Annotated in this window: 21 protein-coding genes; 2 read left to right on the top strand and 19 right to left on the bottom strand. The window is 41.6% G+C overall.

Going from position 1 to position 25994, the window contains the following annotated elements; translation table 11 throughout:
• Positions 1-36 precede the first annotated feature (36 nt).
• On the top strand, positions 37-576 hold the full coding sequence (locus AWH02_RS05770; RefSeq protein ID WP_060552951.1) for a DUF3278 domain-containing protein: 540 nt from the start codon (positions 37-39) through the stop codon (positions 574-576).
• Positions 577-930: 354 nt separating this feature from the next.
• On the opposite strand, the gene AWH02_RS05765 is transcribed toward AWH02_RS05770, so the two are convergent.
• The 4 genes from AWH02_RS05765 to sgc form a co-directional block, all read right to left on the bottom strand.
• Positions 931-1188: a DUF896 family protein gene (locus AWH02_RS05765; RefSeq protein WP_008808564.1), complete on the bottom strand. Its 258-nt coding sequence runs from the start codon at positions 1186-1188 to the stop codon at positions 931-933.
• A gap of 22 nt (positions 1189-1210) precedes the next feature.
• Positions 1211-3250 carry a glycine--tRNA ligase subunit beta gene (gene glyS, locus AWH02_RS05760; protein ID WP_060552952.1) on the bottom strand — a complete coding sequence of 680 codons (2040 nt, stop codon included), beginning with the start codon at positions 3248-3250 and terminating at the stop codon, positions 1211-1213.
• 2 nt (positions 3251-3252) lie between these two features.
• Positions 3253-4170, bottom strand: coding sequence for a glycine--tRNA ligase subunit alpha (glyQ, locus tag AWH02_RS05755; RefSeq protein ID WP_002911276.1), 918 nt, complete (start codon positions 4168-4170; stop codon positions 3253-3255).
• 359 nt (positions 4171-4529) lie between these two features.
• Complete coding sequence (sgc, locus tag AWH02_RS05750; RefSeq protein ID WP_060552953.1) at positions 4530-9071, bottom strand: S8 family serine peptidase challisin; 4542 nt, start codon at positions 9069-9071, stop codon at positions 4530-4532.
• 322 nt (positions 9072-9393) lie between these two features.
• Here sgc and adhP point away from each other — a divergent pair, with 322 nt between their 5' ends.
• The gene (adhP, locus tag AWH02_RS05745) at positions 9394-10416 is read left to right on the top strand and encodes an alcohol dehydrogenase AdhP (protein WP_060552954.1); all 1023 of its coding nucleotides are present in this window, start codon (positions 9394-9396) and stop codon (positions 10414-10416) included.
• Positions 10417-10709: 293 nt separating this feature from the next.
• Here the strand turns inward: adhP and AWH02_RS05740 are convergent, their stop codons facing one another.
• From AWH02_RS05740 to nagA, 15 genes are all read right to left on the bottom strand, one after another.
• The gene (locus AWH02_RS05740) at positions 10710-11075 is read right to left on the bottom strand and encodes a TIGR02328 family protein (RefSeq protein WP_060552955.1); all 366 of its coding nucleotides are present in this window, start codon (positions 11073-11075) and stop codon (positions 10710-10712) included.
• Positions 11076-11414: 339 nt separating this feature from the next.
• Positions 11415-12500: a HigA family addiction module antitoxin gene (locus AWH02_RS05735; protein ID WP_060552956.1), complete on the bottom strand. Its 1086-nt coding sequence runs from the start codon at positions 12498-12500 to the stop codon at positions 11415-11417.
• Entirely contained in the window at positions 12493-12831 is a 339-nt protein-coding gene (locus AWH02_RS05730; protein WP_060552957.1) for a type II toxin-antitoxin system RelE/ParE family toxin, read from the bottom strand. The genes AWH02_RS05735 and AWH02_RS05730 overlap by 8 nt, the downstream gene beginning before the upstream one ends.
• Positions 12832-12961: 130 nt before the next feature.
• Positions 12962-14563 (bottom strand): type I restriction-modification system subunit M, encoded by a 1602-nt coding sequence (locus AWH02_RS05725; RefSeq protein ID WP_060552958.1) that lies wholly within the window; start codon positions 14561-14563, stop codon positions 12962-12964.
• Between the two features lie 43 nt (positions 14564-14606).
• Complete coding sequence (locus AWH02_RS05720; RefSeq protein WP_060552959.1) at positions 14607-15362, bottom strand: hypothetical protein; 756 nt, start codon at positions 15360-15362, stop codon at positions 14607-14609.
• A 41-nt stretch (positions 15363-15403) separates the two neighbouring features.
• Positions 15404-16231, bottom strand: a complete 828-nt coding sequence (locus AWH02_RS05715; RefSeq protein ID WP_060552960.1) for a hypothetical protein — start codon at positions 16229-16231, stop codon at positions 15404-15406.
• Between the two features lies 1 nt (position 16232).
• The gene (locus tag AWH02_RS05710) at positions 16233-16772 is read right to left on the bottom strand and encodes a hypothetical protein (protein WP_060552961.1); all 540 of its coding nucleotides are present in this window, start codon (positions 16770-16772) and stop codon (positions 16233-16235) included.
• Positions 16773-16781: 9 nt separating this feature from the next.
• On the bottom strand, positions 16782-17993 hold the full coding sequence (locus AWH02_RS11175) for a restriction endonuclease subunit S (RefSeq protein ID WP_223358661.1): 1212 nt from the start codon (positions 17991-17993) through the stop codon (positions 16782-16784).
• A complete protein-coding gene (locus tag AWH02_RS05700) occupies positions 17974-18702 on the bottom strand; it encodes a hypothetical protein (RefSeq protein WP_060552962.1) in 729 nt (242 codons plus the stop codon). Before AWH02_RS05700 ends, AWH02_RS11175 begins: the two co-directional genes overlap by 20 nt.
• Positions 18703-18772: 70 nt before the next feature.
• Positions 18773-19918, bottom strand: coding sequence for an AbiH family protein (locus AWH02_RS05695; protein WP_060552963.1), 1146 nt, complete (start codon positions 19916-19918; stop codon positions 18773-18775).
• Positions 19919-19936: 18 nt separating this feature from the next.
• The gene (locus AWH02_RS05690) at positions 19937-22924 is read right to left on the bottom strand and encodes a type I restriction endonuclease subunit R (RefSeq protein WP_060552964.1); all 2988 of its coding nucleotides are present in this window, start codon (positions 22922-22924) and stop codon (positions 19937-19939) included.
• A gap of 136 nt (positions 22925-23060) precedes the next feature.
• Positions 23061-23513, bottom strand: a complete 453-nt coding sequence (locus AWH02_RS05685; protein ID WP_060552965.1) for a GNAT family N-acetyltransferase — start codon at positions 23511-23513, stop codon at positions 23061-23063.
• Positions 23514-24359: an aldo/keto reductase gene (locus tag AWH02_RS05680; protein ID WP_060552966.1), complete on the bottom strand. Its 846-nt coding sequence runs from the start codon at positions 24357-24359 to the stop codon at positions 23514-23516.
• 79 nt (positions 24360-24438) lie between these two features.
• Positions 24439-24636: a hypothetical protein gene (locus AWH02_RS05675; RefSeq protein ID WP_008808554.1), complete on the bottom strand. Its 198-nt coding sequence runs from the start codon at positions 24634-24636 to the stop codon at positions 24439-24441.
• A 149-nt stretch (positions 24637-24785) separates the two neighbouring features.
• Positions 24786-25937, bottom strand: coding sequence for an N-acetylglucosamine-6-phosphate deacetylase (nagA, locus tag AWH02_RS05670; protein ID WP_045505890.1), 1152 nt, complete (start codon positions 25935-25937; stop codon positions 24786-24788).
• Positions 25938-25994: the final 57 nt, after the last annotated feature.

The raw sequence follows: 25994 nt of genomic DNA, 5'->3' as shown, positions 1-25994 counted from the left end.
CTTGCAGCAATTTCATACCTAAAGAAAGGAAACAACATGAAAAAAGAAACATTCTCAGACAAGATGATCAAACGATTTTACGGCATTACTGGACCCTTGGACGAGCAAAAGCGACAACAGGCTGAGCATCTAGGAAATATAGGCTTTATCTGGCTTTTCTTTATTCTGATTTTTGGCAATGCCATCGCCTTTCCAATGGCTTTTCGCTGGCCTAAAATTATCGCTGTTGCCTATCCTACCCTTCTGGAAATCCTTATCCTCGTCTTCTGTGTCTATATAGTCATTCAAGCACGGCGCAAAGGAATTGATAATCTAGAGCTAGGACTTCAGGATGAAAAAGAAGAAAAAGCTATGAAACATGCTGGTCTCAAAGCAGGCTTCTCTTATTGGCTGCTCTTTTACCCTCTCTTCAGCATCATGATAGCTGTCATGGAAAAGAAAGATATCCTACAAGTTTTGCTTCAACCTAAACTCATTATAGCCGGATTAGCTGCTGGTCTTGGATTTGGACTGATTATGCATTTTATTTCCAAAGGAAAGATTCGTCAAGCACAAAAAAGGGAGGAAGAAGAATGAACCTTCAATCTTATAGAAATACTATCTTAATTCTATTATTTGCTATTTTTCTAGTCTGCCTCTTCTTTCTGAGGACCACAACAGATCCAGTTCTTTTTTGGATTCTAACCTTCACTTGCGTCGCCATTCTCTACATCAGCTATAAACTTTTAAAAAGGAAGAAAAAATAAAATGAGGCTGGGACAAAAGTCCTAGCCTCTCAATTGTCTTTAGATTGTCGAGCAAGACGCAGTGGTTGAGTGGGCTCTACTACGCTGATTTCATCAGCTTTTACAGCCCTACTCAACTGTGCGGAGGTGGGACGATGAAATCGAATTCTAACGAATTACCGATTTCTGTCCCACTCTCATTTTTTTATGAATTTGGATCATCTAGACTGCGGCCATGAAGACCTTTCTCGCGCTGAACTTGACGCAACTTCTCAGGCGTCACATCATTGCCATCTTCATCGACAATCTTGATACCTTCGATGTGATGGCGAACAGAGCGACGGTAGCCCTCGATATACTCTTCACGAAGCTTGGCTTGTTCCACTTTTTCCTCAGCAGTTAAGCCTTCCGTTTTTTTCTTTTTAGCCAGTTCATTAATACGGGCAATTTTTTTAGGATCCATGATTCCACCTCTCTCTTACCTTTTATTTGGTATTAATCTGATTAAACTGCGCCATTTGTCCCGCCTTGGCTGTCAAAGAAGACAGGAGAGCTAGACGGTTGTTACGCACAGCCTCATCTTCTGCCATGACCATGGTATGGTCAAAGAAAGCGTCGATAACTGGACTGAGGGCAAAGAATTGGTCCAAATTGGCAGCTAAGTCAGATGTCAGCTTGACTTTTTCAATGGCCGCTGCCAAGTCTTTTTCCTCTTGATTTTCAAAGAGTGCTGGATTGACAACTGTCTGCCCTTGTGCTTTCTCAGCTAGATTGAAGACCCGAGATAGGCTTTCGACTGCTGACTTGAAGTTGTCTTCCTGAGCTTTTTCTGCTAGAAGCGCTGCTGTTTCTACCAAATCACGTACGACGAAGTGAGTGCTTTGAAGAACAGCCGTCACGATGTCTTTTGGAATGCTGCGATCCATCATTTTCTCAACGCGGGCACGGAAGAAGTCCAGCACCGCCTCTTGATTGTCATAACTTAGACTTTCAAACTTGAGTTCGTAAAGTCGGCTAACCAGCTGAGCCAAGTCAATGTTCCAGCCAAACTTGTCCAAGATACGCACGACACCTTGAGTCGCACGGCGCAGAGCATAAGGGTCATTAGATCCGCTTGGAATCAAGCCAACTGAGAAGAAAGACAGAATGGTGTCCAACTTATCGGCCAGCGCCAAGACCGCACCGACCTTAGTATCAGGCAATTCGCCATCAGCTGAAGTCGGCATATAGTGCTCCCGAATGGCAGCTGCTACTGCAGCATTCTCACCAGCCAGAAGAGCATACTTCTCACCCATGATACCTTGCAGCTCATCAAATTCCCCAACCATGCCAGTCAGCAAGTCAAACTTATAAATAGCTGCTGCACGAGCCAAGTCGGCTGTCTCATCAGCATCCAATCCTGCTTCTTGCGCCAAGAGAGCAGCAATCTTACTAGTCCGCTCCATGTGCTCTGCCAGAGAGCCAATCTTTTCGTGGAAGGTCACATTGCTCAGCTTTTCAACCAAGTCAGCAATAGCTAGCTTTTGGTCTTCCCGCCAGAAGAATTCCCCATCTTCCAGACGAGCCACCAAGACTTTCTCATTTCCCTTGATGACATTTTCTAGATGCTCTGCATTTCCGTTGCGGACAGAGATGAAGTGCGGCAAAAGTTTGCCTTCAGCATCGCGCACAACAAAGTAACGCTGGTGCTCTTTCATAGAAGTTACCAAGACTTCCTCAGGCACCTCTAAGTATTTGGCATCAAAATTACCTAAGAAAGCAGTTGGATATTCTACCAGATTCAACACTTCATTGAGCAAGTCTTCGTCAATTTCGATAGAAACACCGTGCTCCTCTTCCAGTGCTCGAATCTGCTCAACAATCATATCTCCACGTTCAAGAGGACTAGCAATGACAAACTGAGCCCGTAGGTCATCTTCATAGGAATCTGCTGAAGCAATCTCCGTTTCTTGACCTAAGAAACGGTGTCCACGGCTAGTACGACCGCTCTTGATGTCCAAGAAATCCAAATCAAAGGCCTGCTCATCTAAGAGTACAGTTAAGGTGTGGACCGGACGGATATATTCAAAGGTGTTGTTGGCCCAGTGCATGCTGACAGGAAAGGTCAAAGCTTGCAGAACTTCCGTCACTGCTGGGATGATCTCCTCTACAGGGCGACCGATTTCTTCCTTGGTCACATAGACGTATTCTTCCCCCTTGATTTCACGGAAAGTAATGTCCTCAACCGTCAAACCCTTGCCACGGACAAAGCCTTCGGCAGCCTTGGTGAAGTTCCCATCTGCGTCCAGAGCAATTTTCTTAGAAGGGCCTTTGAAATCTTCTGTCAGATCAGACTGCTTGTCCGCCAAGCCAACCACGCGCACCGCCAAACGGCGAGGCGTAGAGAACATTTCAATTTTCTCAAAGGTCAGACGATGGTCTGTCAGGAAGTCTCCCATCTTGTCGCGCAGCTGCTTCATGCTCGGTGTCACCACATAGGCTGGCATTTCCTCCAAGCCTAATTCAACTAGTAAGTTTTTTACCATGATTATTCTCCCTCCTCTGCCAAGAGTTTCTCGCGAGTCTCAGCATCCAAAAGCGGATAGCCCAGACGCTTGCGCTCAGCCACAAAGGTCTTGGCCACGACACGCGCCAGATTACGAATGCGAGCGATATAGCCTGCTCGCTCTGTCACGGATACAGCTCCACGCGCATCCAAGAGGTTAAAGGTATGCGAGCATTTGAGAACATAGTCATAGGCTGGGTGCACCAGATGCTCGTCCAGACAGCGCTTAGCTTCTGCTTCAAACCTCTCAAAATTCCCCAAGAGCAAGTCTTGGTCACTAACCTCAAAGCTGTACTTGGAATGCTCATACTCAGGATGAGTGAAAATTTCGCCGTACTTAACGCCATCAGCCCACTCAATGTCATAGACTGAGTCCACTTCTTGAATATAAGAAGCCAGACGCTCCAGACCATAAGTCACCTCAGCAGTCACTGGTTGAGTTGGTAGCCCTCCAACCTGCTGGAAGTAAGTGAACTGAGTGATTTCCATACCATCCAACCATACTTCCCAGCCCAGACCAGCTGATCCAGTTGACGGATTTTCCCAGTTATCTTCGACAAAGCGGATGTCGTGCTCCAGCGGATTGATGCCCAAGAGCTCCAAAGACTGCAAGTAAAGTTCTTGGATATTGCTTGGAGATGGCTTCATAACCACCTGAAATTGGTGGTGCTGGTAAAGACGGTTAGGGTTTTCCCCATATCGTCCATCTGCTGGGCGACGAGACGGCTCGACATAGGCCGCATTCCAAGGCTCAGGACCAATAGCTCGCAGGAAAGTATAAGGACTCATGGTTCCCGCCCCCTTCTCATTATCATAAGCCTGCATAAGCATACAACCCTGATCATTCCAGAATTGCTGTAAAGTCAAAATTATTTCCTGAAAGGTAAGTTTCTTGGACATTAGTTACTCCTTTTGTTTTTATTTTAGCTCAGGGACCATCTTTTGCTCCGTTTGAACAAACAAAAGAACCACATCCGACAGTCCTAGGCTATTGCGACCTAGGGGCGTCAAAAACGCGGTTCCACCCTAATTTATTACTTCATTCTGTTTACAAAATATAACCAAAAGCGCCATCTGCTCTGCTTCCCTATCTGGCTCACACTATCCCAGACTCGCTAAAAAGTAGACAAAGTGATTTCTTTCTAAAAAAGATTATAGCAGAAATCCTAACTATTGTAAAACACTAATGTACCTATCACAAAAGAAATCCCTCAAGTCTAAACCTAAGGGATTCTAATTCTAAAGTAAGCTTGAAACTTTTAAGCTTGTCTTGGCTTTCTTGGCTTCACAACTCTTGGTTTTCTGCCATCAAGTTTTCTTCTAGCTACCTTCAAATTCGCAATAGCTTCCTTAACTTCTGCTTGACTAGCTCCCGGATCGTCCAGAACTGCCTTAGCTTGAGCGTACGCTTCTAAATATGCTGCTTTAACATTCTCGCTAGCATAGATAAACTTATTGCTGATTGCTTGATAGTGCATGTCGTATTCTACTAATTTTTGTAAATCAGTAAAGTTCGTTGGCTTACCATCTAATTTTTTCTCAGCAGCTGCCAATTTAGCCAGTGCTGTATCGATTTGCTCCTGGGTCACCTTCTCTTGGAGTAAAAGAAGAGTAACCTCTTGGAAGGCTTGGTCATAGGCACGGCGGTTTCTATCCTTAGCATTAGCATAAGCACCTGTTTTCGTTGTTGCGGCATAGGCTTCTACTGCCGCTTTAACAGCTGCCACATCGGATTCTTTACCGTCAAGATCAGTTGTTGCGGCTTGCAATTTAGCAACAACAGCATCCACCTCTGCCTGCGTCAATTTACCAGCTAAAGCGTCTTTAGCAGATTGATAAGCTTGATCATAAGCCAGACGTTTTGCGCTAGAAGCATTGTAATATTGAACTGTCGTTACTAGATTTGATTGCTGATTAACCGCAGCCATAAGAAGCGTTTTAACAACAACTCCTAGTTTAAGAAGATTGTTCTTACCTTCAAGAACTTCAACAGTTGGATCTGTTTCTACAAGCTCATAACCAGTTGGGAGATTTACAAAGACAGAGTAGAATCCCGCCCCTACTGATCGTCCAAAGGAATTCTTACCAAATTTAGCAGCAGGCAAAGTATATACATCGCCATTGTTGTTCTTCAGAAGCACTTGGGTATTCTTTGGTACAGCCTGATCAAAAGCAACACTGACTGGCGCAAAGACAACTTCCTTAACAAGGAACTCGATGGTCTTGAAACTATCTTGTGCTGTTAATTCAAATTCCTGCGTCTTGGAACCGTAAAACTTGATTTCATCTCTATCATAGGTGAAGACTTCTACTGTATAACGACCGAACGGCAAGAAGTTGATATCTTTTCCTTTGTCCAAATCAACGTATTTTCCTTTGTCATCCTTGATTCGATAGACAAAGGTCGTGTCAACATCTTTATGTGTAGTTGCATCCACCATGGAAACTCGGATCCGGCCTGAATTTTCAGAGCTGACAAATTCAGACAAGGCAAGAACATCTTTGTTGCCTGCATAATCTTCTACCGCATAGAAAATCTGGGACTTGTCCACTCCTTCTGGCAAGGTGTAAGTACCATCTTCATTGGCTGAAAGATAAACTCTATGCTCGTATTCCCGTTCTTTTCCATGGGAATCCACGTCTTTATAAGTGATTGAACCTTCTTCGTCTGCCTTCAAGTAGAAGACTTGTTCGCGCAGGATACCACCGTTTCCGACATCATTTGGCTTACGGACTGTTAAAGTCTCAACACCGTCTTTATTCGTGATATAACCTGAGGTAATCTGAGGTTTTTGGGTATCAATTTGAAGATCGAAGCTTACGGTTTGCTCTTCTGCACCAGGCACGTCAGGTGTGTAGCGAACAACATATGTATAGCGGCCATCTTCTAACGGGTTGCCCTTGCTATCGCGACCATCCCAAACAGTATTTGTCAAAAGATAAGACTTCGGTTTTCTCGCATCACCGCTATAGAAATTCTTACGACCATCCCAAGCCTTGCTACTTTGCCAGATTGGGAAGCGGTAGTCAGTATCATCTGTTGTATACACACTAGCTGTCAGATTGTTCACATTCCGGTAGAAGACAGAACGGTACTGGATCACATCTTTATTGCCATCGCCATTTGGTGAGAAGGCTAAGCGAATGTTGCCATCAGCATCCAGCTGCAAGATATGTTTCCCATCGGCATTTTCTGCTGTTCCTAAGACAACTGAACTGCGGTCTACAGTTTTACCAGTCGAATAAAGGGTATCTTTAGACGTTGTTACGAGGCTCGTCACATTGCTTTTAGAATCAATACTTTTATCCTCTGGTACCTGATAATAGAAACCTGATTTGCCATCGCGAACTAATTTATAAATTGGTTTTTCAGCAGCTGGCAGATTCTGGAATTGACCACGGAAGCCCATAAATGGCAGACTCACTACGTCACCATCATCTGCTGGATCAACAAAGCGAACAAAACCTTCTAAGAAGTAACCGTTTGGCATTAACTTGGTCAGCTCTTCTGCAAATTTAGCTACATTAACCTTCACAGTTACAGTCTGACTACTATGAGCCTTAACCGTAACTTCAGGCCAGACTGTCTCAGTCAATTTACGAGGTGTCAGATCAAATTGACCATCCTTAACCGTATCCGTATTGGTATTGACAATCATTTTCAGGGTTCGGTCAGTATCAGTAATATTATGAACTGTCACGTCAAACGTAAAGCTATCTCCGACATTGCCTAAGGATACGCTTGGGTATTGGTTTTCCCCAGTAACATAAAGTCCAGTAGACACTGCGGCAGCTGTATCAACGATTCCTGCACCTTGCTGACGCGGAGAGGTATAAGCACCTGTTTCTTTATCAATATGCAGCTTCGCAGTAGACATGATCAAAGCCTTGACTAATTCAGAATTCTGAGCTGGAGTTAGGTTTGGATAATGTTTAAGCAGGTATTCTTTCACCAAGGCTGCAACACCAGCCACATGTGGAGAGGCCATACTGGTTCCGTTCATGCTACCATAGGTATTGTCATTGAGTGAAGAATAGATAGATCCACCTGGAGCTGATACATCCGGCTTCAGCTGCCCATCGGTAGTAACACCCCAGCTAGAGAAATCAGATAGTTCTTTAGCTGTTGGATTTGGACGATTATCTTTCAATCCATTGAAGGCAATCTTATAATTACCAGCAGCCAAGGCTTCACCATACTGTTTGCTGATAAAGGCGGATGGAACTGATTCTGAATCCTCATCCAAGGCCATCTGGATATTAGCCCCTTCAACATTGTTGTAGATGAGGGCACCAGCTGCACCATGTTGGATCGCATTTTTAATCTTCTCAGAGAATGTAATCGAACCACGCTGAATAAGGGCCAACTTACCTGTCAAATCTAAACCATTAAAATCTTCTTCGCGTCCTTGACCAGCATTAACATACTCGTATTCCTTGCCCTTTTCAAAATCAGCCTTGCTATCTGCTTTGGCAAATGTGAATTTTCCGTTGCTTAATTCAGCATTATCTTCTAGACCACGAACTTCCATGACTTCTTCAGTCACTACCGTATTATCAACAGAGGCAACAGAAATAGCTCCTTCTGCAGTTGAAGGATTTCCGACTAAACCATAGTCTGGATTTTCAGCCAGAGGTTTGGAATGGCCACTTCCGAAAGTATTTTCGTTACCAGCCGCAATTACGACACTGACTCCTTTAGCTCGAGCTCGTTCAATCGCAGCGGAGAGACTAGGACTCATGTTTACGACTGATCCTGTTGCTGAACCCAAACTCATATTGATGGAATCTGCCCCCAAGGCTACCGCATCTTCGATGGCCTTGATATAAATGGCGTCGCTCGTAGTTTTTTGACGGTCTGAGAAGACCCGCATGAACATCACTTGGGCTTCAGGAGCAACCCCATAGATGTATTCTCCATTGCTATCCTTCTTGTCTGGATTTCCAGCCGTGATACCAGTAACGTGCATACCGTGAGAATAGCTATCTTTTTCCTTGATGCTATCATCACCATCAATATAGTTATAGGCATAAACAACCTTGCTGTTATACCATTTACCATAATCAATTCCGGCCTTCTTCTTTGCTTCTTCAAGAGCAGCTTCCGTTTGGTATTTGGCCTTTGAAGGGTCCGAAATACGCAAGACTTCATGGTGGACGTCTAAACCAGAGTCGATAACAGCAACCAAGCGGCCTTCCCCTTTATAACCTTGAGACCATGTTTGAGGAACCTTGATAATTTCATTACTACTAATGCTAGTTGGTTGCTCGTCCTTGCTAGCTTTAGCTTCTTCCGCAGAAGTCGCAGTAGCAACTGGCTGACCTGTATTTTCTGACGCTACAGCTTCTGTAGTCGCTGGCTTGCTTTCAGGATTCTCAGTCCTAACCTCCTGCTTATCATCTTTCTTCGCAGATGAAGGGCTTGTCACCTCTGCTGTCGAAACAGTCTGTTTTAGATCTATAGCTACTGCTGTTTCGCTAGCTACTTGCTTTTCTTCCTTAGTTTCTCCTGCTGATGGAGCTTGAGCATTTACTGGCTCTGAACTTGAGGATTTGTCTACTTCTTCAGAAGCCTGCGACTTGTCCTCTTTTACTGTCGCCTTATCCACAGAAAGAGACTCCTGCTCTGACGGATCAGCTGTTGTAACTAGGCTTGACTGCTGACTAGCTTCTGATGTGCTAACGGCTGTCTGTTCGTCCGCATTGGCTTGGCCTGAACCAAAAATCAAAGCAGTTCCCAACAAAGCCGAAGCCAAACCAAATTTGAACTTCCGAAGTGAAAAACGTTGTTGTCTTTTCATACAAAACTCCTCAATATTTTTTAAATCATATTATAATAAAAATTGTCTGAAAATTCATACTTTGTTATAAAATGTAACGAAAATGTAATATTCCCGAATGTTTTTCTACTTAATACCTATTTTATAAAGTTTGATTAATCAATTTGTTTGAAATATAGAACAAAATTAGAATAATATACGGTTTTTACTACCTTTGTTGTGAAAAATAGTCTTCCTAGCAATCTAGCAGGGAATTACTTTTTGTTGAAAACGCTTGCCCGCCTAAAAACTTTGTGATATAATTAACATATTAATAATAATAACTAAACAGGAGGAACTACTTATGAAAGCAGTTGTTGTTAATCCAGAAAGCACTGGTGTAGAAATTATCCAAAACAAAGAACTCCGTCCGCTTGAAACAGGTGAAGCTCTTGTAGAAATTGAATACTGTGGTGTCTGCCACACTGACTTGCACGTTGCACATGGTGACTTCGGTAAGGTCCCTGGTCGTATCCTTGGTCACGAAGGGATTGGTATCGTCAAAGAATTGGCTCCTGATGTGAAGAGCTTGAAAGTCGGTGACCGCGTCAGTGTCGCTTGGTTCTTTGAAGGTTGTGGCACATGTGAATACTGTACTACAGGACGTGAAACTCTTTGCCGTACAGTAAAAAATGCTGGTTATTCTGTTGACGGTGGTATGGCTGAACAATGTATCGTAACAGCTGACTATGCTGTCAAAGTTCCTGAAGGTCTTGATCCTGCACAAGCTTCTTCTATCACTTGTGCCGGTGTAACTACTTACAAAGCCATCAAAGAAGCTCAGCTCCAACCAGGCCAATGGATCGTCCTTTATGGTGCAGGTGGTTTGGGTAACCTAGCTGTTCAATATGCTAAGAAAGTATTCAATGCCCATGTTATCGCAGTCGACATCAACAATGACAAACTCGCCTTAGCCAAAGAAGTTGGTGCTGATATTGTGATCAATGGACGTGAAGTTGATGACGTTCCTGGCCTCATCAAAGAAAAAACAAACGGCGGAGCTCATTCTGCTGTCGTAACAGCCGTTTCTAAAGTGGCCTTCAACCAAGCCGTTGATTCTGTACGTGCAGGTGGTCGTGTAGTAGCTGTTGGTTTGCCATCTGAAATGATGGACCTCAGCATTGTCAAGACTGTTCTAGACGGTATCCAAGTCATCGGTTCTCTTGTAGGTACTCGTAAAGACTTGGAAGAAGCCTTCCAATTTGGTGCTGAAGGCTTAGTTGTTCCAGTCGTTGAAAAACGCCCTGTTGAAGATGCCGTAGATGTCTTTGATGAAATGGAAGCTGGTACTATCCAAGGACGTATGGTACTTGACTTCACTCACTAATGCCTCTTTCTATTAAACAAAAAACGAACTACTCTATGATCAGTTCGTTTTTTTATTGATTCTTTTACAGTATAGGGTTCTTAAGGTTTGTTGCAAAAAATCTCACTATTTACGGAGAAGGCCCTTTTGTCTCCCTGTTTATAAAATAGCGAGCAACAAGCTCTTTTTCATCACTTTATAACTGAAAATACATCATAATACTAAAGCATAAGACCTAGGGAATAATCCTTAGGTCTCTTCTTTATGACTCAAAAATACGAAGAAGAATTTTTCATCGCAAACCTTTCACGCCGTTACTCCAGCTCTATCCCCTTCTCACGGAGATTATCTAAACATTCCTCATAGTAGCGGGCATCATGCTCGCTATAGATAGGATTGCCTAGCTTCTCCTCAGGCAAGTCTTCATAAGGAGGGCAGGCCTTACCACGGTAGTTCTTGTCCAGCCACTCTGGGCCGACCCGATAACCACGACTAGCCATTTCCTCCATGATCAAACGATGATAGGCATAGAGACGATAGGGCGAGTGGGTAAAGACATAGTCAACTGTCGCATGCCTTCTGCCCCAGCCATTACCACGTAGGGCGCAACATTCCCGATGTTGCCCCAACAGCTGAGGTCGGGGAAGTTGAGGAATCAATGCCTCATGCCAAAGTCTCATAGAAGTCTCCTTTCAGTAAAGTAAAATGTTGCAAGTAGGTGTTTGGATAAAGAGCAGGCATCTTCCTTGGAAGCCTGACCCCATGCTCTGGGATTTGACAGGTATGCGAAATCATAATTTCAAGCTCGATTAATTCAATCTGTTCATTTCAAGTATTGACGGATTTCTTGGTAAGTCTTGCTGGAATGGCTCAAAACGAGGTATTTGTTTCTAGCCCAGAGTTGCTGAGGTTCTTACTATTCATAGCTGAAAACTAACTCACTTTAAAAAATGAGCGAATAAATGAGTCTCATTACTGACCATATTAAGTTTTTTCATCTTCCACAAATTTCCATAGACTCAAGATATAAAGTAATAATTTTCTTTTAGTTCTCGGAATCGGTCAAAACTGAGAATGCCCTCATTTTGTAATCTTCCTAGGACGACACTAGGATGAATATCTATCTCCTCAGCAAAGCGTATGACATCTGACTTATCGAAATTCCCTTTTTTAACAAAAGCTTGATAGTCTTCAGGGTTTATCAAAAGATCTTTTGCAAACTGATCTGCCTCTTCCTCAGAACGTCGGTAAGATTCGCTATTTCCATCATCAGATGAAAAATCATTCTCCAGAATATGCCCAATCTCATGGAAAAGTGAGAACCAGAAAATATCTGATGCTTTGTTTCGATCTGTGAGTAATAGCATGGCACTGCCATTTCCAAATTTTTTCGTTGCTCCATTCAGATTGGCATTTGGCAAAGCTGGAAGGCCAACTAGGACAACACCACAGTCAAGCAAGATATCAGACAAGCGTTGAGGAAAAACTTCTGGACTTTGTCTGGTCAACTTTCTCAAAGCAGGCAGGCTTCTCTCTAACTTTCTGCGATTGAGCTTAGTTGTCGTTTTATCACGCGCTTTTTTAGATGCCAACTCAAGCATGATATTGGAGTTTACTATACTTTTAGGCGTAAACTCACGTGTATTCCGATAGCTCACTAGATGGTTGAAAATCGCGAGGTTTTCTAAACTTGCCACACCTAGAATCTTGCGAAGCTCGACAATCTTTTCTTTCAAGGTATAGCGTTTTTCTGGAACGTAGCCTTCATCCTTAAAATACTTGAAGTCAATCATCTCACAGATATCTTTCTCGCTACCTTCTTCTAGCTCTCTTTGTTCCGCAATCTCTGCCACTTTTACATCATAAGCATTCTGAAGATTGAGCCAGGTTTGCATGGAAACTCCGCTTAGCTTGGCTAACTTATGAGCCGTATCCTTACTAATAGACTCCTCAGCATTAACGAGCTTGCTGACAGTCTTTGCCGAAACTCCCAAACGCTCCGCAAATTCTTTTTGCGTTACGTTATAATCTTCAATCAACTCTCCAACATACTGACCTGGATGAAAAGCAATCAGGTCTTTGTATTCAACAATTTTATTACTCATAGTGATTGCTGACCTCCTCTATTTTTAGGATTTCGATTTCAACAGGACTAGGAAATACCTTTTCTAGATCCTCCTCACGAAATTCTACAATCAAACGATAGGAACTCTTTCGGCCATCTATATCTAAAGCAAACTGTCCCTGTCTCTTTCCCTTGAGTTGGTGAAAGTGATACTTAGGAAAAGCCGTCACACTAGCCAAAGAATCCGCCGCTTCCAAAAAGTTGATCAACTGATGCAACTTTACAGCAACTTTATCCGAAAAATCCTTTTTCGCCTGTCTCAGCTCTGTGCACTGCTTTTCAACAGTTTTATTTGTATAGATAAGCTCCATATGTCCCTTTCCGTTAAATTAAATTACCTATTAGGTAATTTAATTATACTATCTTTAGACAATAAAAACCAGCCAAAAGTTAATTTGGCTGGGATTTTAAATCGGGTTGACATATCTAACCACTTTCCCATCACCCTTTGAACTCCTTCAAAAACTGTTTGAGCTCAGCATCTGCTTCTGGTGTGGTTCCGTGGAGTTGATTCAGCATCTCTAGTAGAGAAGCTGTTTGGCTTTCGATTGCTTTATTTGTATCATTAATCTTGCTGACGATTTCTGTTAAAGGCTCTACTTCTTCCTCCTCAAAGGTATCTACATAGCGAGGAATATTGAGGTTATAGTCATTTTCAACAATTTCTTCATAGCTTGCTAGATGAGCAAACTTGTCAATCTCCTCACGAGACTTGTAGGCTTCCAGGATCTTCTCAATATGAGCATCCGTCATGATATTCTGGTTTTTGCCCTTATCAAATTCCTTAGAAGCATCGATAAAGTAAACGTCCCGATTGGTGCGATTCTTTTTAAGAATGATAACCGTGGTTGGAATGCTGGTGTTAAAGAAGATATTGGCTGGAAGACCGATCACGGTATCAATAGCCCCTTCTTCCAGCAAGGCCTTGCGAATGGTTCCTTCAGCATTGCCACGAAAAAGGACCCCGTGAGGTAGGACGATAGCCATGACTCCCTTGTCCTGCTTGAGGTGGTAATAACCATGCAAGAGGAAGGCAAAGTCAGCCTTAGACTGAGGCGCGAGTTTCCCAAAAGGAGAGAAGCGAGGATCTTGGAGGAAACCAGAGCTTGCGGACCACTTAGCTGAGTATGGAGGGTTCATGAGAACACCGTCAAAGTTGGTCGGCTCCTGGGTCGGCCAGTCTTCGTCCAGCGTATCGGCATTGTGCAAGAACTGGTTTTCAACAGGAACCCCGTGGAGTATCATGTTCATCCGAGCCAGGTTGTAGGTCGAAGTATTGAGCTCCTGACCAAAGTATTGGACGGTTTGAGGTTGATGAGAATACTTCTTAGCATTGAGCAAGAGCGAGCCTGATCCCATGGTAGCATCGTAGAGTGTAAAACCCTGCTCGTCTTCACGCCCTAAAAAGGCAATCTGGGTCATGAGCTTGGCTACAGGCTGTGGAGTATAGAACTCTCCTGCTTTCTTTCCAGAGTCGGTCGCAAACTGACCGATCAGATACTCATAGGCATCACCAAGCATATCTCCTGCGTGCCCCGCCACTTCCAGTACTGCTAGCTCTTTCATAACGGCAGCTACTAGCTGGTTTTGCTTTTGAGGAGTTGCTCCTAGCTTTTTAGAGTAGAGATCGATATCCTCAAAGAGATTTTCATAGAGGTCGTCACTCTGCTCGATATCTCGAAAACCCTGAGCCAGATCTTCCAGCTGGAAAGTTCCCTCATTGACACGTGCTACCAGAGCCGTAAAGGTCAAGTCTGGCTTGATGATATAGTTGAGCTCATCATTCATAACAGAGACAAGATCCTCATGGGTATCCGCATCCTCATAGTAGTTGCGATAGACCTCAAGGGCAGTCTCAAGACTATCTGTCCCCTCCTCCATGGTCTCCGCCACGAAAAAGAGCATCTTATCTGATAGATACTTGTAAAAGACCATACCCAAGAGATAGGACTTATAGTCATTAGCATCCATCTTGGAGCGGAGAACATCCGCTGAGTTCCACAGGGCCTGATAGAGCGACTGGGAAGTTTGTGTTGTTTCCATAATGTTTCTTTCTAAGTTTTGCAATTTATTTTTAAACAAGCAATCATTTATAACAAATCACTTCATTTTCAATCGTTTGAATCAAATCTAAAGGAATAGAAGAGACTGGAAGTTGATAAACGATATTTTTTCGAGGGTTATAAAATCCAAGATTTACGATAGAAAGGAAATCGGAGTCATAGGAATGTAGCCCCATGATATAGTAGACAAGGACTTGTAGTGTATGGTCTTTATTAGGAGCTGTTTTAGTCACCTTAAAATCCCACAGTGTATCCTTGGTAAGAAAATCTCCATCACCCTTGTCAATCGTATCTGTATAACCTCCATGAAAATGAAAGCCATCCTTTACCAAAGGACCAAAGAGGTCGAAAAAGCAAAGACTTCGTTCTACCATGATACGAATATTCTCTATCGTTTCTGCATCCACCAAAATTTCCTCAAAAGGCTTATAATACTGTTTCCCTGCACGAAAAACGACATCAAAAGAAACCAAACGACAAGCACTTTCTATCGATAAGTCATCCAATCCTATCACCAAATCGAGAAGTGCTTCTGCTAGGTCTCCCATGCCCACAATCTGAGCTCCCATGAGAGAAATTCTGAAAGCATCACGGGCTTCTGCCCCTTTCATGAGACGGGTCAAGTAGTCTACACAAATCCCCACTAAACTAGGAGATACAGACTCTACAGAGTGCAGAACTCTGTGATCTTCGAACTGTTCTACTGAAAATAATTTGATGGGCAGATAACCACCTCGAGGTTGGTTAATTTCTTTGATATGTTGTGTTACAGATACCATTAATACTCCTCTTTATAGATAATTTTTTAAAGAATGTTACTTCAGTTTTCCTTCTTCCGTAATCGCCTAGCAGAGCTGGCTTCCATCTGATGACTTGTAATTGGATTAGTATATAATCTCCCTAACGCCAATTTCAAGAAACTTGTCAATCGTTTGTTGGTATCAATAATAAATTTTCCTTCTGAAACCTTGAAATCCTGCTCTGGATATTGTTCATATGATGTTAATAAGGTGCTAATTATTGAGGTATCAGATAGGTCAATTTCATCATCTTTTAGAATTGCCACCATTTTCAAATTATTAGATTTAATTTCAAAATCTGAGAAAGTAACTAAATCAATTCTTTTTAATTCATCAACTTCTGCAAGACTAGCTATACGGTAATAATCATCAATACCTTTGAATAGACTATGAATCGTCCTAAAACTTCTAAAGTACAATTTATTATTTCCATCAAAATAGGCATCGTTCTCAGATTTTAATTCTATACCATTTTCAATAATTGTTCTCTCAGCTTTTCTACGTCTCCATTTCAAGATTGACTTATCAACCAGTCTCTTTGATTGTGTAATTTTTTGAAAAACTAAACCATCATTTTCAACTTTACGAAAAATCAAGTCAATTTTTGAGAACTCTGCTTCATTCACATCATTTAGACCCGCGGTATTTAAAAATTTATCTTCATATTCTTTGACCATAGACATATGCGAATCATCAATTTCAACATAGAACCATTCATCATGTTCTAATTTTATTTCTGGATCAAATTCTCTACTATTTTCAGGATCAATCTCCGGAGCAACTAATTCTGAAATATCATCCGAATTCTCCAATTTTCTATATATTTGACCTACTTTTACTAAAAACATATTATCCCTTCTCCAAAAATGTAAAATTGTTTATTCTAACTAGACCTTCTATAGTCCCAGTCTCTTTAACATCTTTTTTCTTGCTATAAATAATAAAGACATTACCGTTTTTATCAGTGACTCTGTAATAACGATATGAGAGTAACCATATCAAATTAAAATAATACGATCTCTCCATAAGAATCCACCATATTAGAAAAATGAGGACTATTACTACAATCTGATATAAGAAAGTTAATTCACCTAAACCCAGCATAATTACAAAAAGGCCTAAGTAAGTTGGAATGATTTCATTTTCTACCGGCTGTATACTTTCAACTTGAGCAGTATCATTCGCTTCCTTGAATCTTATCAAATACTGTAAGACTCCAAAAGAAAAAGAAAGCATCAGGAAAGTCAACACTCCTATTTTTAGAAAACTACATACATAAGTATCATGTGAGGGAAAAATGTCTATAGTAAATAGATACAAGACTAAACCTGGCGAAAAAGAACAAATTGATAAACAAAATGACAAACATAATCTTTTAAATTTTTTCATAACAAGATTCTATATAAACATATCCTGCAAGAGTTTCTTTTTGAGTGTTTCAAGCTGAGAAATTTTTTCTTGGTGAGAATTGATGAGGTTATCGAGGTTTGAGAAGTAAGCACCAATGGCTTGTTGTTCTTTCTTATCAGGATAGTAAAATTCATATTTCATTAAGTTTGAGGGGCTTATTCCAAAAACTTTCATACCTGTACCAACTTTGTAACCATATTTCCTAAACGTTTGAGTTTTAAACATATAATATAAGAAAATTGAATCAAAAATTGACTGAGGTCTAACAGCTATCGTATGAAGGCCTGCAACTATTTTTTCTGATAGAGCATCAACAACTACTGCAACTTCTGCAATTCCTTTGTAATCTTCTGAAGCATCCGCGAAAATTAAATCTCCCTGCTGTAGAAATTCACTTAATTTTGTATCAGTTTTAATATATGGAATTGAATTTCCATCATCTATCATAGAAACTTTTCCTAGATGAATATCACCATAATGTATGTACTTTAGACCTGTATCTTGATTCGTCTCAACATCTCTTGACAAAGAGTAAGATTTTACACGATCTGTAGATTTTTCTAAAGTAGTTTTCTCCCACTCAGCATCAAACCCATTCAAACGTATCTCAGGAACAGTCTGTCCAGCTTCTGGAAACATCTTTGAGAGCATAGTCGCCTTCAGAGATTGGTAGTTAGCAAGATTGTCCTTGTAGCTAGCCAGAAGGTCGTCGAGAGTGCGAAAGAGGGAGCCGATGGCGGATTGTTCCTCATTAGAAGTAGGAATACTAAACTCTGTCTGTGAAACTGTCTTCCAATCAGAACGTGGCATCTTTGTTCCAGATGTATCATTTGCAACTCTTTGAAATTTTGGCGATTGTACTAATGAAAATAAAAAATTTGAATCACAATTTCTTGCCTGCAATACCCAAAAATCTCCTATTGCAATACCATTAAAATTTGGGTGTAGCCAATTTTTTAAATATGGACGTAACTTCCCATATAGAATATCATTCGTTTCAAACACTATTCCTTTGCGACAATCAATATTTTTACTTAAATCTTTGTTCAATCTCCCTTCTCCAGAAATTATATCTTGATATTCAATTCTTGGTAAATCAGGGTTGTCAGAACTTTTAGTTCTCCTTTTTGCTATCTCTTCAAACGTATTTCTTACCCATGAATGTTTATTTTTAAAGAACCTAATTTTTGGTTTCTCCATCACTATCCTGCTTTCTTACTATTTTAAATTTTAAATTAGATACATTATATTCTTGTTTTACTATTTTTTCTGCCATTTTCTCTGGAGAAACTAACCTAAATGTAGTTTCTGTTATATACTTCGTTAAATAAGTCCTTAATTCATCACATTTTTCAGTTAATTGAGATTTTTTCATAAAGTCTTCAGCGACTTCTTTATAATCTTCAAAATTCTTCACTTGACTTATTCTTTTATGATAGTCTACAAAAATTGAAACTTCCTTACGAACCTCACCTTTCAATCTAGATAGTTCAATATCATCTTGTATAACCAGCGTCAGTAATAACAAATCTTTTAATTTTATAATTGAATCATATTTAGGTAGCAAATAATCTGAATATAGTAAAGGAAAAAACTTTTCAAACTCAATATCTTCGTCTGATTCTATTTCTTTAGGAAGCATCTTCACCAATTCAAATATTGAATCTGCAAATAAATTTTTAGCAGTTCTTATATCACTCAATATCTCATATGAACGTTCTGCCCGCTCAATTGTATACTGTAAGAAAATACGTTCTCTTTCGTTCTCTTCTTGTTTTTCAAAAAATTCTCGTTGTAACTTATGTTCATCTTGTAGCTGTTTAAGTTGCTGCTTATTTTGAAGCTTTGCAACATACACCGCTACGCCAGCACCTAGTAAAGCCCCTATCAATGTAATTATATTATCCATTTATTGCCATTTCCCTTAAGTATCAGGTGTTAATAATATTATTGCAACTTGCCTATTATTAAAAAATTATTTAATCCAATAGAACTTCTTTCATCCCATCAACATCGCCACTTTTAACGAAGACAACATTTTTATTCCCAGTTAATTCGACAAGTTTATCTTTCCCTAGAATGATAGCCAAATTCTTAACGATAGACCGTTTAGCAGACTCGTTATAGTATGTAAAAATAAATCGGTAATTGTAAGTATAGTGACTTGTTAAAGCAAAACAATTTTGAAAAATTTCCTTATCTAGTGGGTCAACTGAATGTCCAAAAACAATAATATTTTTTTTCTTTAATCCACCGTATAAATCTTCCGCATGTCTTGGCTTAAGAAAGTCTAAATATTCACTACCAGTTTCTTTTACAATTCTTTGATAATACTTTTGATAAGGTATCAAACTGCTATTAACATCAATTTCTTTATCCTCAATTCCGAAAACCATCGTATTAATTTCCGATTTATGTCTACTTAAATCAATTTCCCCGTGAATATAGTGAGTATTTTCTTTAGGAATTCTATAAAGTTTATATGGAGTATGAGTATAATTGAAACTAATTACATACGACTCTGAAATATCAGTTATAGCATTCAATGCAGTTTCTACTGGGGATATTTTATCAATTTCAAAATCTATATAGTCTCTGTAAGAAAGGTATATTTCTAAAAGATTTGTCAGTAATTCTAAATGGGATATAAAAAGCTCATTTAATTCTGATATTGCCATCCTTCTTTCTAGTCTAGCCCAACCAAAAATAGTGAACATTTTATAAAATATTTCAGCCACAAATATTTTTGACGCAAAATTTTCTTGAGAAACTAGTTCTTTACGAAACTTATCAGGATAAATTATCCTTAAGGTATTTTCACTACTATAATATATCGAATCAGGGTTTGATCTATAAAAATCAATTGCTTCGGCAAGTTGTGAAATCATGATTTCCAGATTTGACCAATTTTCTCCAAGGGTAGTTCTATTCTCATTTATAAATCTAAGATAAAAATTATCTCTATATTCCTCAATGTTAATATTATTTTCATCAAGGAATTTTTTCAACTGAATATCTGTAATAGGAAATAAGTTATTAGCAAATTCTGCGAAATCACTATAACTCGTTTTTCGTCCCATGGACAAATCAAATCCATTTCCTAAAATTAATATTGTATCTGCCATTTTTCCTCCAAAGTTTTCCTACCTCCCAACCCTCAATGGTTCAATCACCTCTTCGATCAGTTGGGTATAGGCTTCTTTGATTTGTTTTTTGTAGCTGAGTGGGTTGAGGGCGTCTGCTACTTCTACTTTATAGTCTTTATAGCGTTGGCTCTTAGTCAGCTGGCTTTCACCTGTTTGCTTTTTGGCGCCTTTGCGGTAGTGCTGGATATAGTAGCGAAGCTCGTCCTCTCCGACATACCATTTTCTGACAAAGTTAGAGATATGTTTATCAATCACTGTCTCAATCATGTTATCTAAGACACCTGTGATGGATAAACCACGATAGAGTTTTGGATTTGCTTGCACTTCTGTCCAAAGATTTTGGATGATTGTCGCAAGTCCTGGATTGGTCCTATTCAAGCCTTGGATATAACCATCCACGGCAGCAATATCCTTGTCACTAAGAGGCTCTGCTACATTGTCATCCTGCTGGATCATACTCTGGATGAGAGTCAAGATATAGGCATAGTTGATCTCATCGACCTGGACAGACTCAAGCTCATAGTGGATATCCAGCGGATCATCTTGATCATCGTCATCTACACGGCTTTTAAGCTCTGCTAGAATATTTTGATAGAGACCTAGGTAGCTTTCTAGCTTGGCATTCGTCAAGCCAGTCTCTTGGTAAATCTCTTCTTCTTTGTATTCATTATAGACGCGGATAGAGGCCAGATATTTATCAAAGGCTTGGTAAGATTTCGCTATTTTACGTAGCTGAGCCGTGCTAGCTTGCTCGATAGCAATTCCTTCTTCTTCATGATCCGTAATTTGAGCTTGAAATTCTCCGCAAGCTGATAGAAAGTTGCTTTTTTCTTCTTCCCAGCTTGGAGCCAAAACCTCATTTTCTCCTCCATTGGAGTAGAGCTTGAGGGCATTGTCGACAGATTCCTTAAAGGCCTGAGGGCGCTGGAAGGTGATGATATGGCCGAAGTGCTTCTTGTCATCAAAGATCCGATTGGTCCGGCTGAAGGCCTGGATCAAGTCCTGTGGGCGCATGGGCTTGCGATCGATAAAGAGTGTAGAAAGACAAGGAGCATCAAAGCCGGTCAAGAGACGATCAACCACGATGACCAAATCCAACTGCTCGTTGCGGTAGAGATACTTGTCCTGCTTTCTAGCTAGGCGATTGTTGACATCGGTGTTAAAGCCTCGCTGATCCGCTAGGCTAAAATGCGTTCCAAACTCTTGGTTGTAGTCCTCCATGACCTGCTTCATGTGGTCTTGGTAGCCAATGGACTCTTCCTCATTTTCAGACACTGAGTAGGTGATGGTGAATTTTGGAAAATCTGGTAGGTGGCGTTTGACCCGCTCGGAGACTTTGACCCGCTCCTTGCTAGCAAGTATGCTCTTGAGCAGATTATAATAGGCCTGTGCTCGTGGGATGGACTTGACCGTCAAAATAGCTTCATAGGTCTTTCCAACCCCTTTAGGGATATTGAGCTGTTGCTGACTCTTATTGAGGATGGCATCGAGGACCTCTAGCATGTGCTCCTTGTCCTCATAGGCCTGGTCTGGGATCTCTTCTTCTAGCAGATCTGAAATAATGGTATTGCGGTAGTCTACCTTAAAGCCCAAAACCGCTCCATCATGGATGGCTTCCTTGACCGTGTATTCATGTAGGCGATCACCATACTGTTGGTGGGTGGTCTGAGCCAGATCTCCCACTTGCTTGCGTTTGTTTTCCTTAAAGATCGGAGTCCCTGTAAAGCCATACCAGAGAGAGTTCTTGAAGTAGGCCTTGATTTCCTTTTGCGTTTGTGGGGTGACAGCTCGGTGGCACTCATCCACGACAAAGGCCACGCGCAGGTCCTTGATCTTCCCAGCATCCCGCTGGTACTTCCCTTCTTCAAACTTGCGCATCATGGTCGTGATTTTCTGGATGGTTGTGACCACCACGCGCTTGTCATTACCCCCTAGGCGCTTGACCAGCTCATGGGTATTGTCCGTCTCGTCGATGTCGATGACATCATTGGCCGCATAAGAGAGGAAGGACGAGGTCGTCTGCTGGTCCAGGTCTCTGCGGTCAACGACAAAGATGGTCTTTTGGATAGCAGGAATCTGCAAGAGATTGCGAGCCACCTTGTAAGAGGTCAGGGTCTTGCCTGATCCGGTCGTATGCCAGATATATCCTGACTCCTGACGGCGGGAGGCTTCCTGTACAGCTTCGATGGCATGGATCTGGTAGGGACGCAGGAGGATGAGGGCTTTCTTGCTATCGTCGATGACCGAGTACTGCATGACCATTTGGTGGGCCCGAGGGATAGAGAGGACCTCATGAGCAAAGCTGTTGAGATCGATCATGGGTTGGTTGTCCTTGTCCACCCACTTGGTCAAGAATTGCTTGTTTAGCTTACTTTCACGGGCTGCAGCAATGTAGCGTGTGTCGACCTTATTGGTCACGACAAACATCTGTAAGCTCGAGTAAATGCCCCGGAACTTACCTTCACGGTCGTACTTTTTGATCTGGTGAAAGGCATCTAGAAAGGCCACTCGTGGACTCTTGAGTTCGATATGGATGAGAGGCAGGCCATTGATCAGAAGGGTCGTATCGAGCCGTCGATCCTGGTCTAGCGGATAGGCCTTGTCACGTTCGACTTGGTTGACCACTTCGTAGCTCGACTTACCAGCTGCGATATTGTCCCGCCAGATGACCGCTAAGCGGATAGTCCCTAGACTGGCATCCTCACGTTGAACTTCAACCTTGGCGATGCCATTTTCACCAGCAAGCCACTTAGCTGCTTCATAATAGCTGACAAAGTTAAGCTGGTTCTTGATTTGGTGTTTTTCTTGATCAGTCAAGGGATGATCCGCTAACATGGCGACATTATTTTGAGCTAATTTCTCAAAAAAATTCTTCCACAACTGGTCCTCTGTCTTGAGATCTTTCCGATAGGTCCACTGGCTTTCTCCAGATGCCAACTGCTGGATCAACTGTTTTTCAATTTCTAATTCCTGGCTTGTTTTCATTTGATTTCCTTTTGCTTTACATGAGGATTTTCACTTTATTCTTCTATGTTTCATTATAGCATAGAAAGGCTTGATTTTATAGCGTTTCCATGGCCTGGTAAGAAAATCCCCAGCTCTTTTCAAACTGGGGATGATTTTATATTTTTAATTCATAGACTTCCTGCCAGCCTGCTGGTCCTAATATACGCTGGGGCTGTTTGCTAAAGCCGGTCTCTCGATAGAGATAGGAAGCGACTTGATTTCTCTCATTGACGCCTAGGATGATACTTTTATACATAGGTAGATGCTCTCTTATGAAATCAGGCAAGAGCTTCAGCGTCTGACTACCGTAGCCTCGTATCCGAAAGTCTTCATCCGTTGAAAAGCTACGAAGGAGCAGGCTATCTGGCTGACCGCCATAGGTGTACTTCTCTTCTCCAGCATCCAAGAGCAGAAAGGTTACGATTTGATCTTCTACAAGGCCCAAGATGGCATAGCGATTTTCTAAGTCAGTGACAGCCTCCTTAGGATGGCTGGTAAATCTCAAGTCCGTTAATTGGTAAGACTGCAAGGCCTCTCTATCTGAGCTTCGATAAAATCGGATTTTCATTTAAAAATCCATTACATCAGGATTTGGCGCGCCACCGGCCAGGCCACTGATATTTTTGAGGACTTCTAAGTCTGCTGCATCAAGCTCAATGTCAAAGCAATCCAGATTGCTGGCAATCCGGCTCGGAGTGACCGACTTAGGCAGGGGTAGGAAGCCCTCCTGCAAGCTCCACGCTAGAGTGATTTGAGCAATAGTCTTGCCATACTTGTCCGCCACAGCTTGTACGTCAGGATTTTGGAAGAGCTCACCTTGGCCAAATGGTCCCCAAGCTTCCAGTAAAATATTGCGTTCACGGCAGAAGTTCACCGCCTCTGTCTGATAGACACCTGGCGCTAGGCGGATTTGATTGACTGCTGGTCTTATGCGCGCTGTCTCAAGCAGGGCTTCTAAGTGATGAGGCAAGAAATTGCTGACGCCGATCGCACGAATCTTCCCAGCCTCATAGAGATCTTCCATGGCACGCCAGACTTCTTCATTGCGCTTTTTCCAAGCATCCTTTTCTCTCAAAGCTTTAGGATTTGGCCAGTGAATGAGGTAGAGGTCCAGATAGTCCAGTCCCAACCGCTCCATTGATTGGGCAAAGGCCTCCTGAGCCTCCTCATAAGTATGGTTGTCATTCCAAAGCTTGGTCGTGATGAAGAGCTCCTCCCGCAGAATGCCACTGTCATTGATTGCCCGTCCGACACTTTCTTCGTTCTTATAGATAGCTGCCGTATCAATGTGACGATAGCCTGCCTTGAGAGCGGCTAATGTTGCCTGATAGGCTTCTTCACCATCCTTAGCCTTCCATGTACCAAAGCCAAGCACTGGGATTCTCACGCCGTTGTTTAAAAGGTAAGTTTTCATAGGTATCCTCCGTCTATTATTTATGTGAGCCTCAAAGAGCTAAACAGCTCTGTTGAGAAATAGTCGTCTATTATCCAACCTAGTCCTTCTTTTTCTTCTTAGGGACTATAGGCCCTGGTTTGAAGATATTTTTCTTGGTCGGAGCCATGCCCTTGCTGATAAAACTATAGATGATAAAGGCGGCTCCAGCGACAATCATCAAAATACGACTCATCGCTAAGCCAAAAAGAAGAAAGACCACACCCATGAGAGTAAATTTATAATCAATCTTTTTCATGTTTCACTCCTGTTTATTTCGTTGATATCATTATATCATGAATACATCATTTCTTATTGATTCAAATTTATTTTCTTAGTTTTTAAAAGCAGAAAGAACAGGCTCACCTGTTCTTTCTTTAAATATTTAGGAGACTTTTCTTTTGTATATTAGGCTTCAAACCTTTTCTCACCATCCAAGTATGTGGCAATCAAGTCCAAATCATCATTTAAAACGATAAAGTCCGCATCATAACCTTCTTTGATCTGACCGCAAACATCATCAATATGAACAGACTTAGCCGGAATCAGGCTAGCCATCATGACGGCTTGGTGAGGATTGGCAATGCCCCATTTAACAACATTCTTCAAGCCATCTTTTAATTTCAAGATTGAACCAGCTAAGTTGCCTGTTGATTTAAGGCGGGCAGTCCCATCGGCCACAACGACTGGAAATTCACCCAGCATATAATCACCGTCTTCCAGACCGCCTGCTGTCATACAGTCTGTTATCAGAGCGATATTTTCATGGCCTTTTTGCTTGATCAGAATATCGCAAGCCTTAGGATCCACATGGTGGCCATCACAGATTAATTCTGCGTAGGTATGAGGAAGCTCATACATGGCACCAACCATACCTAGCTCCCGGTGTGTCAAGCCACGCATACCGTTATAGGCATGTACCCATACGCTAGCACCAGCTTCCACTGCTGCCTTAGCTTGATCAAAGGTTGCATCTGAGTGGCCAAGTGCTACTGTCACACCTTCGTCAGTAATCGTGCGAACAAATTCTTCGACACCATTCCGTTCAGGCGCAAGGGCAATCTTATTCAGCAAGCCATTTGAGGCCTTTTGCCAAGCACGAAATTCATCCATACGAGGATCTTTCATGTAGGAAGGATTTTGCGCTCCCTTGTATTTCTCTGTGAAATAAGGTCCTTCAAAATATAGACCACGAATCTTGGCACCAGTAGCCTCTTTGTAGCGGGCACCGATATTTTCTGTCACAGCCAGTAAAAGCTCATAAGACGAAGTCAAAGTAGTTGGTAAAAAGCTCGTAACCCCTGTTGTCAAAAGACCATCACTCATGGTATGTAGGGTGCCCTCGATGTTATTGTCCATGACATCCACTCCGCCAAAGCCATGAATGTGGGTATCTACTAGACCAGGTGCAATAGAATAACCAGTGTAATCAATCACTTCAGCATCAGCAGGAACTTCTTTGACCAACTTTCCAAATTTGCCATCTTTGATTTCTAAATAACCACCTTGACGGATCCCTTGAGGATAGAAAAACTGATCAGCTTTAATATATTTAGGCATAATATAACCTCCAGATTTTGTCCAAATAGACTAAATTTCTCCCTATTTGGTACTCAT

Origin of the sequence: Streptococcus gordonii (assembly GCF_001553855.1) — a bacterium.
GTDB classification, from domain to species: domain Bacteria; phylum Bacillota; class Bacilli; order Lactobacillales; family Streptococcaceae; genus Streptococcus; species Streptococcus gordonii.
This window is presented reverse-complemented; position numbering and strand designations above follow the sequence as displayed.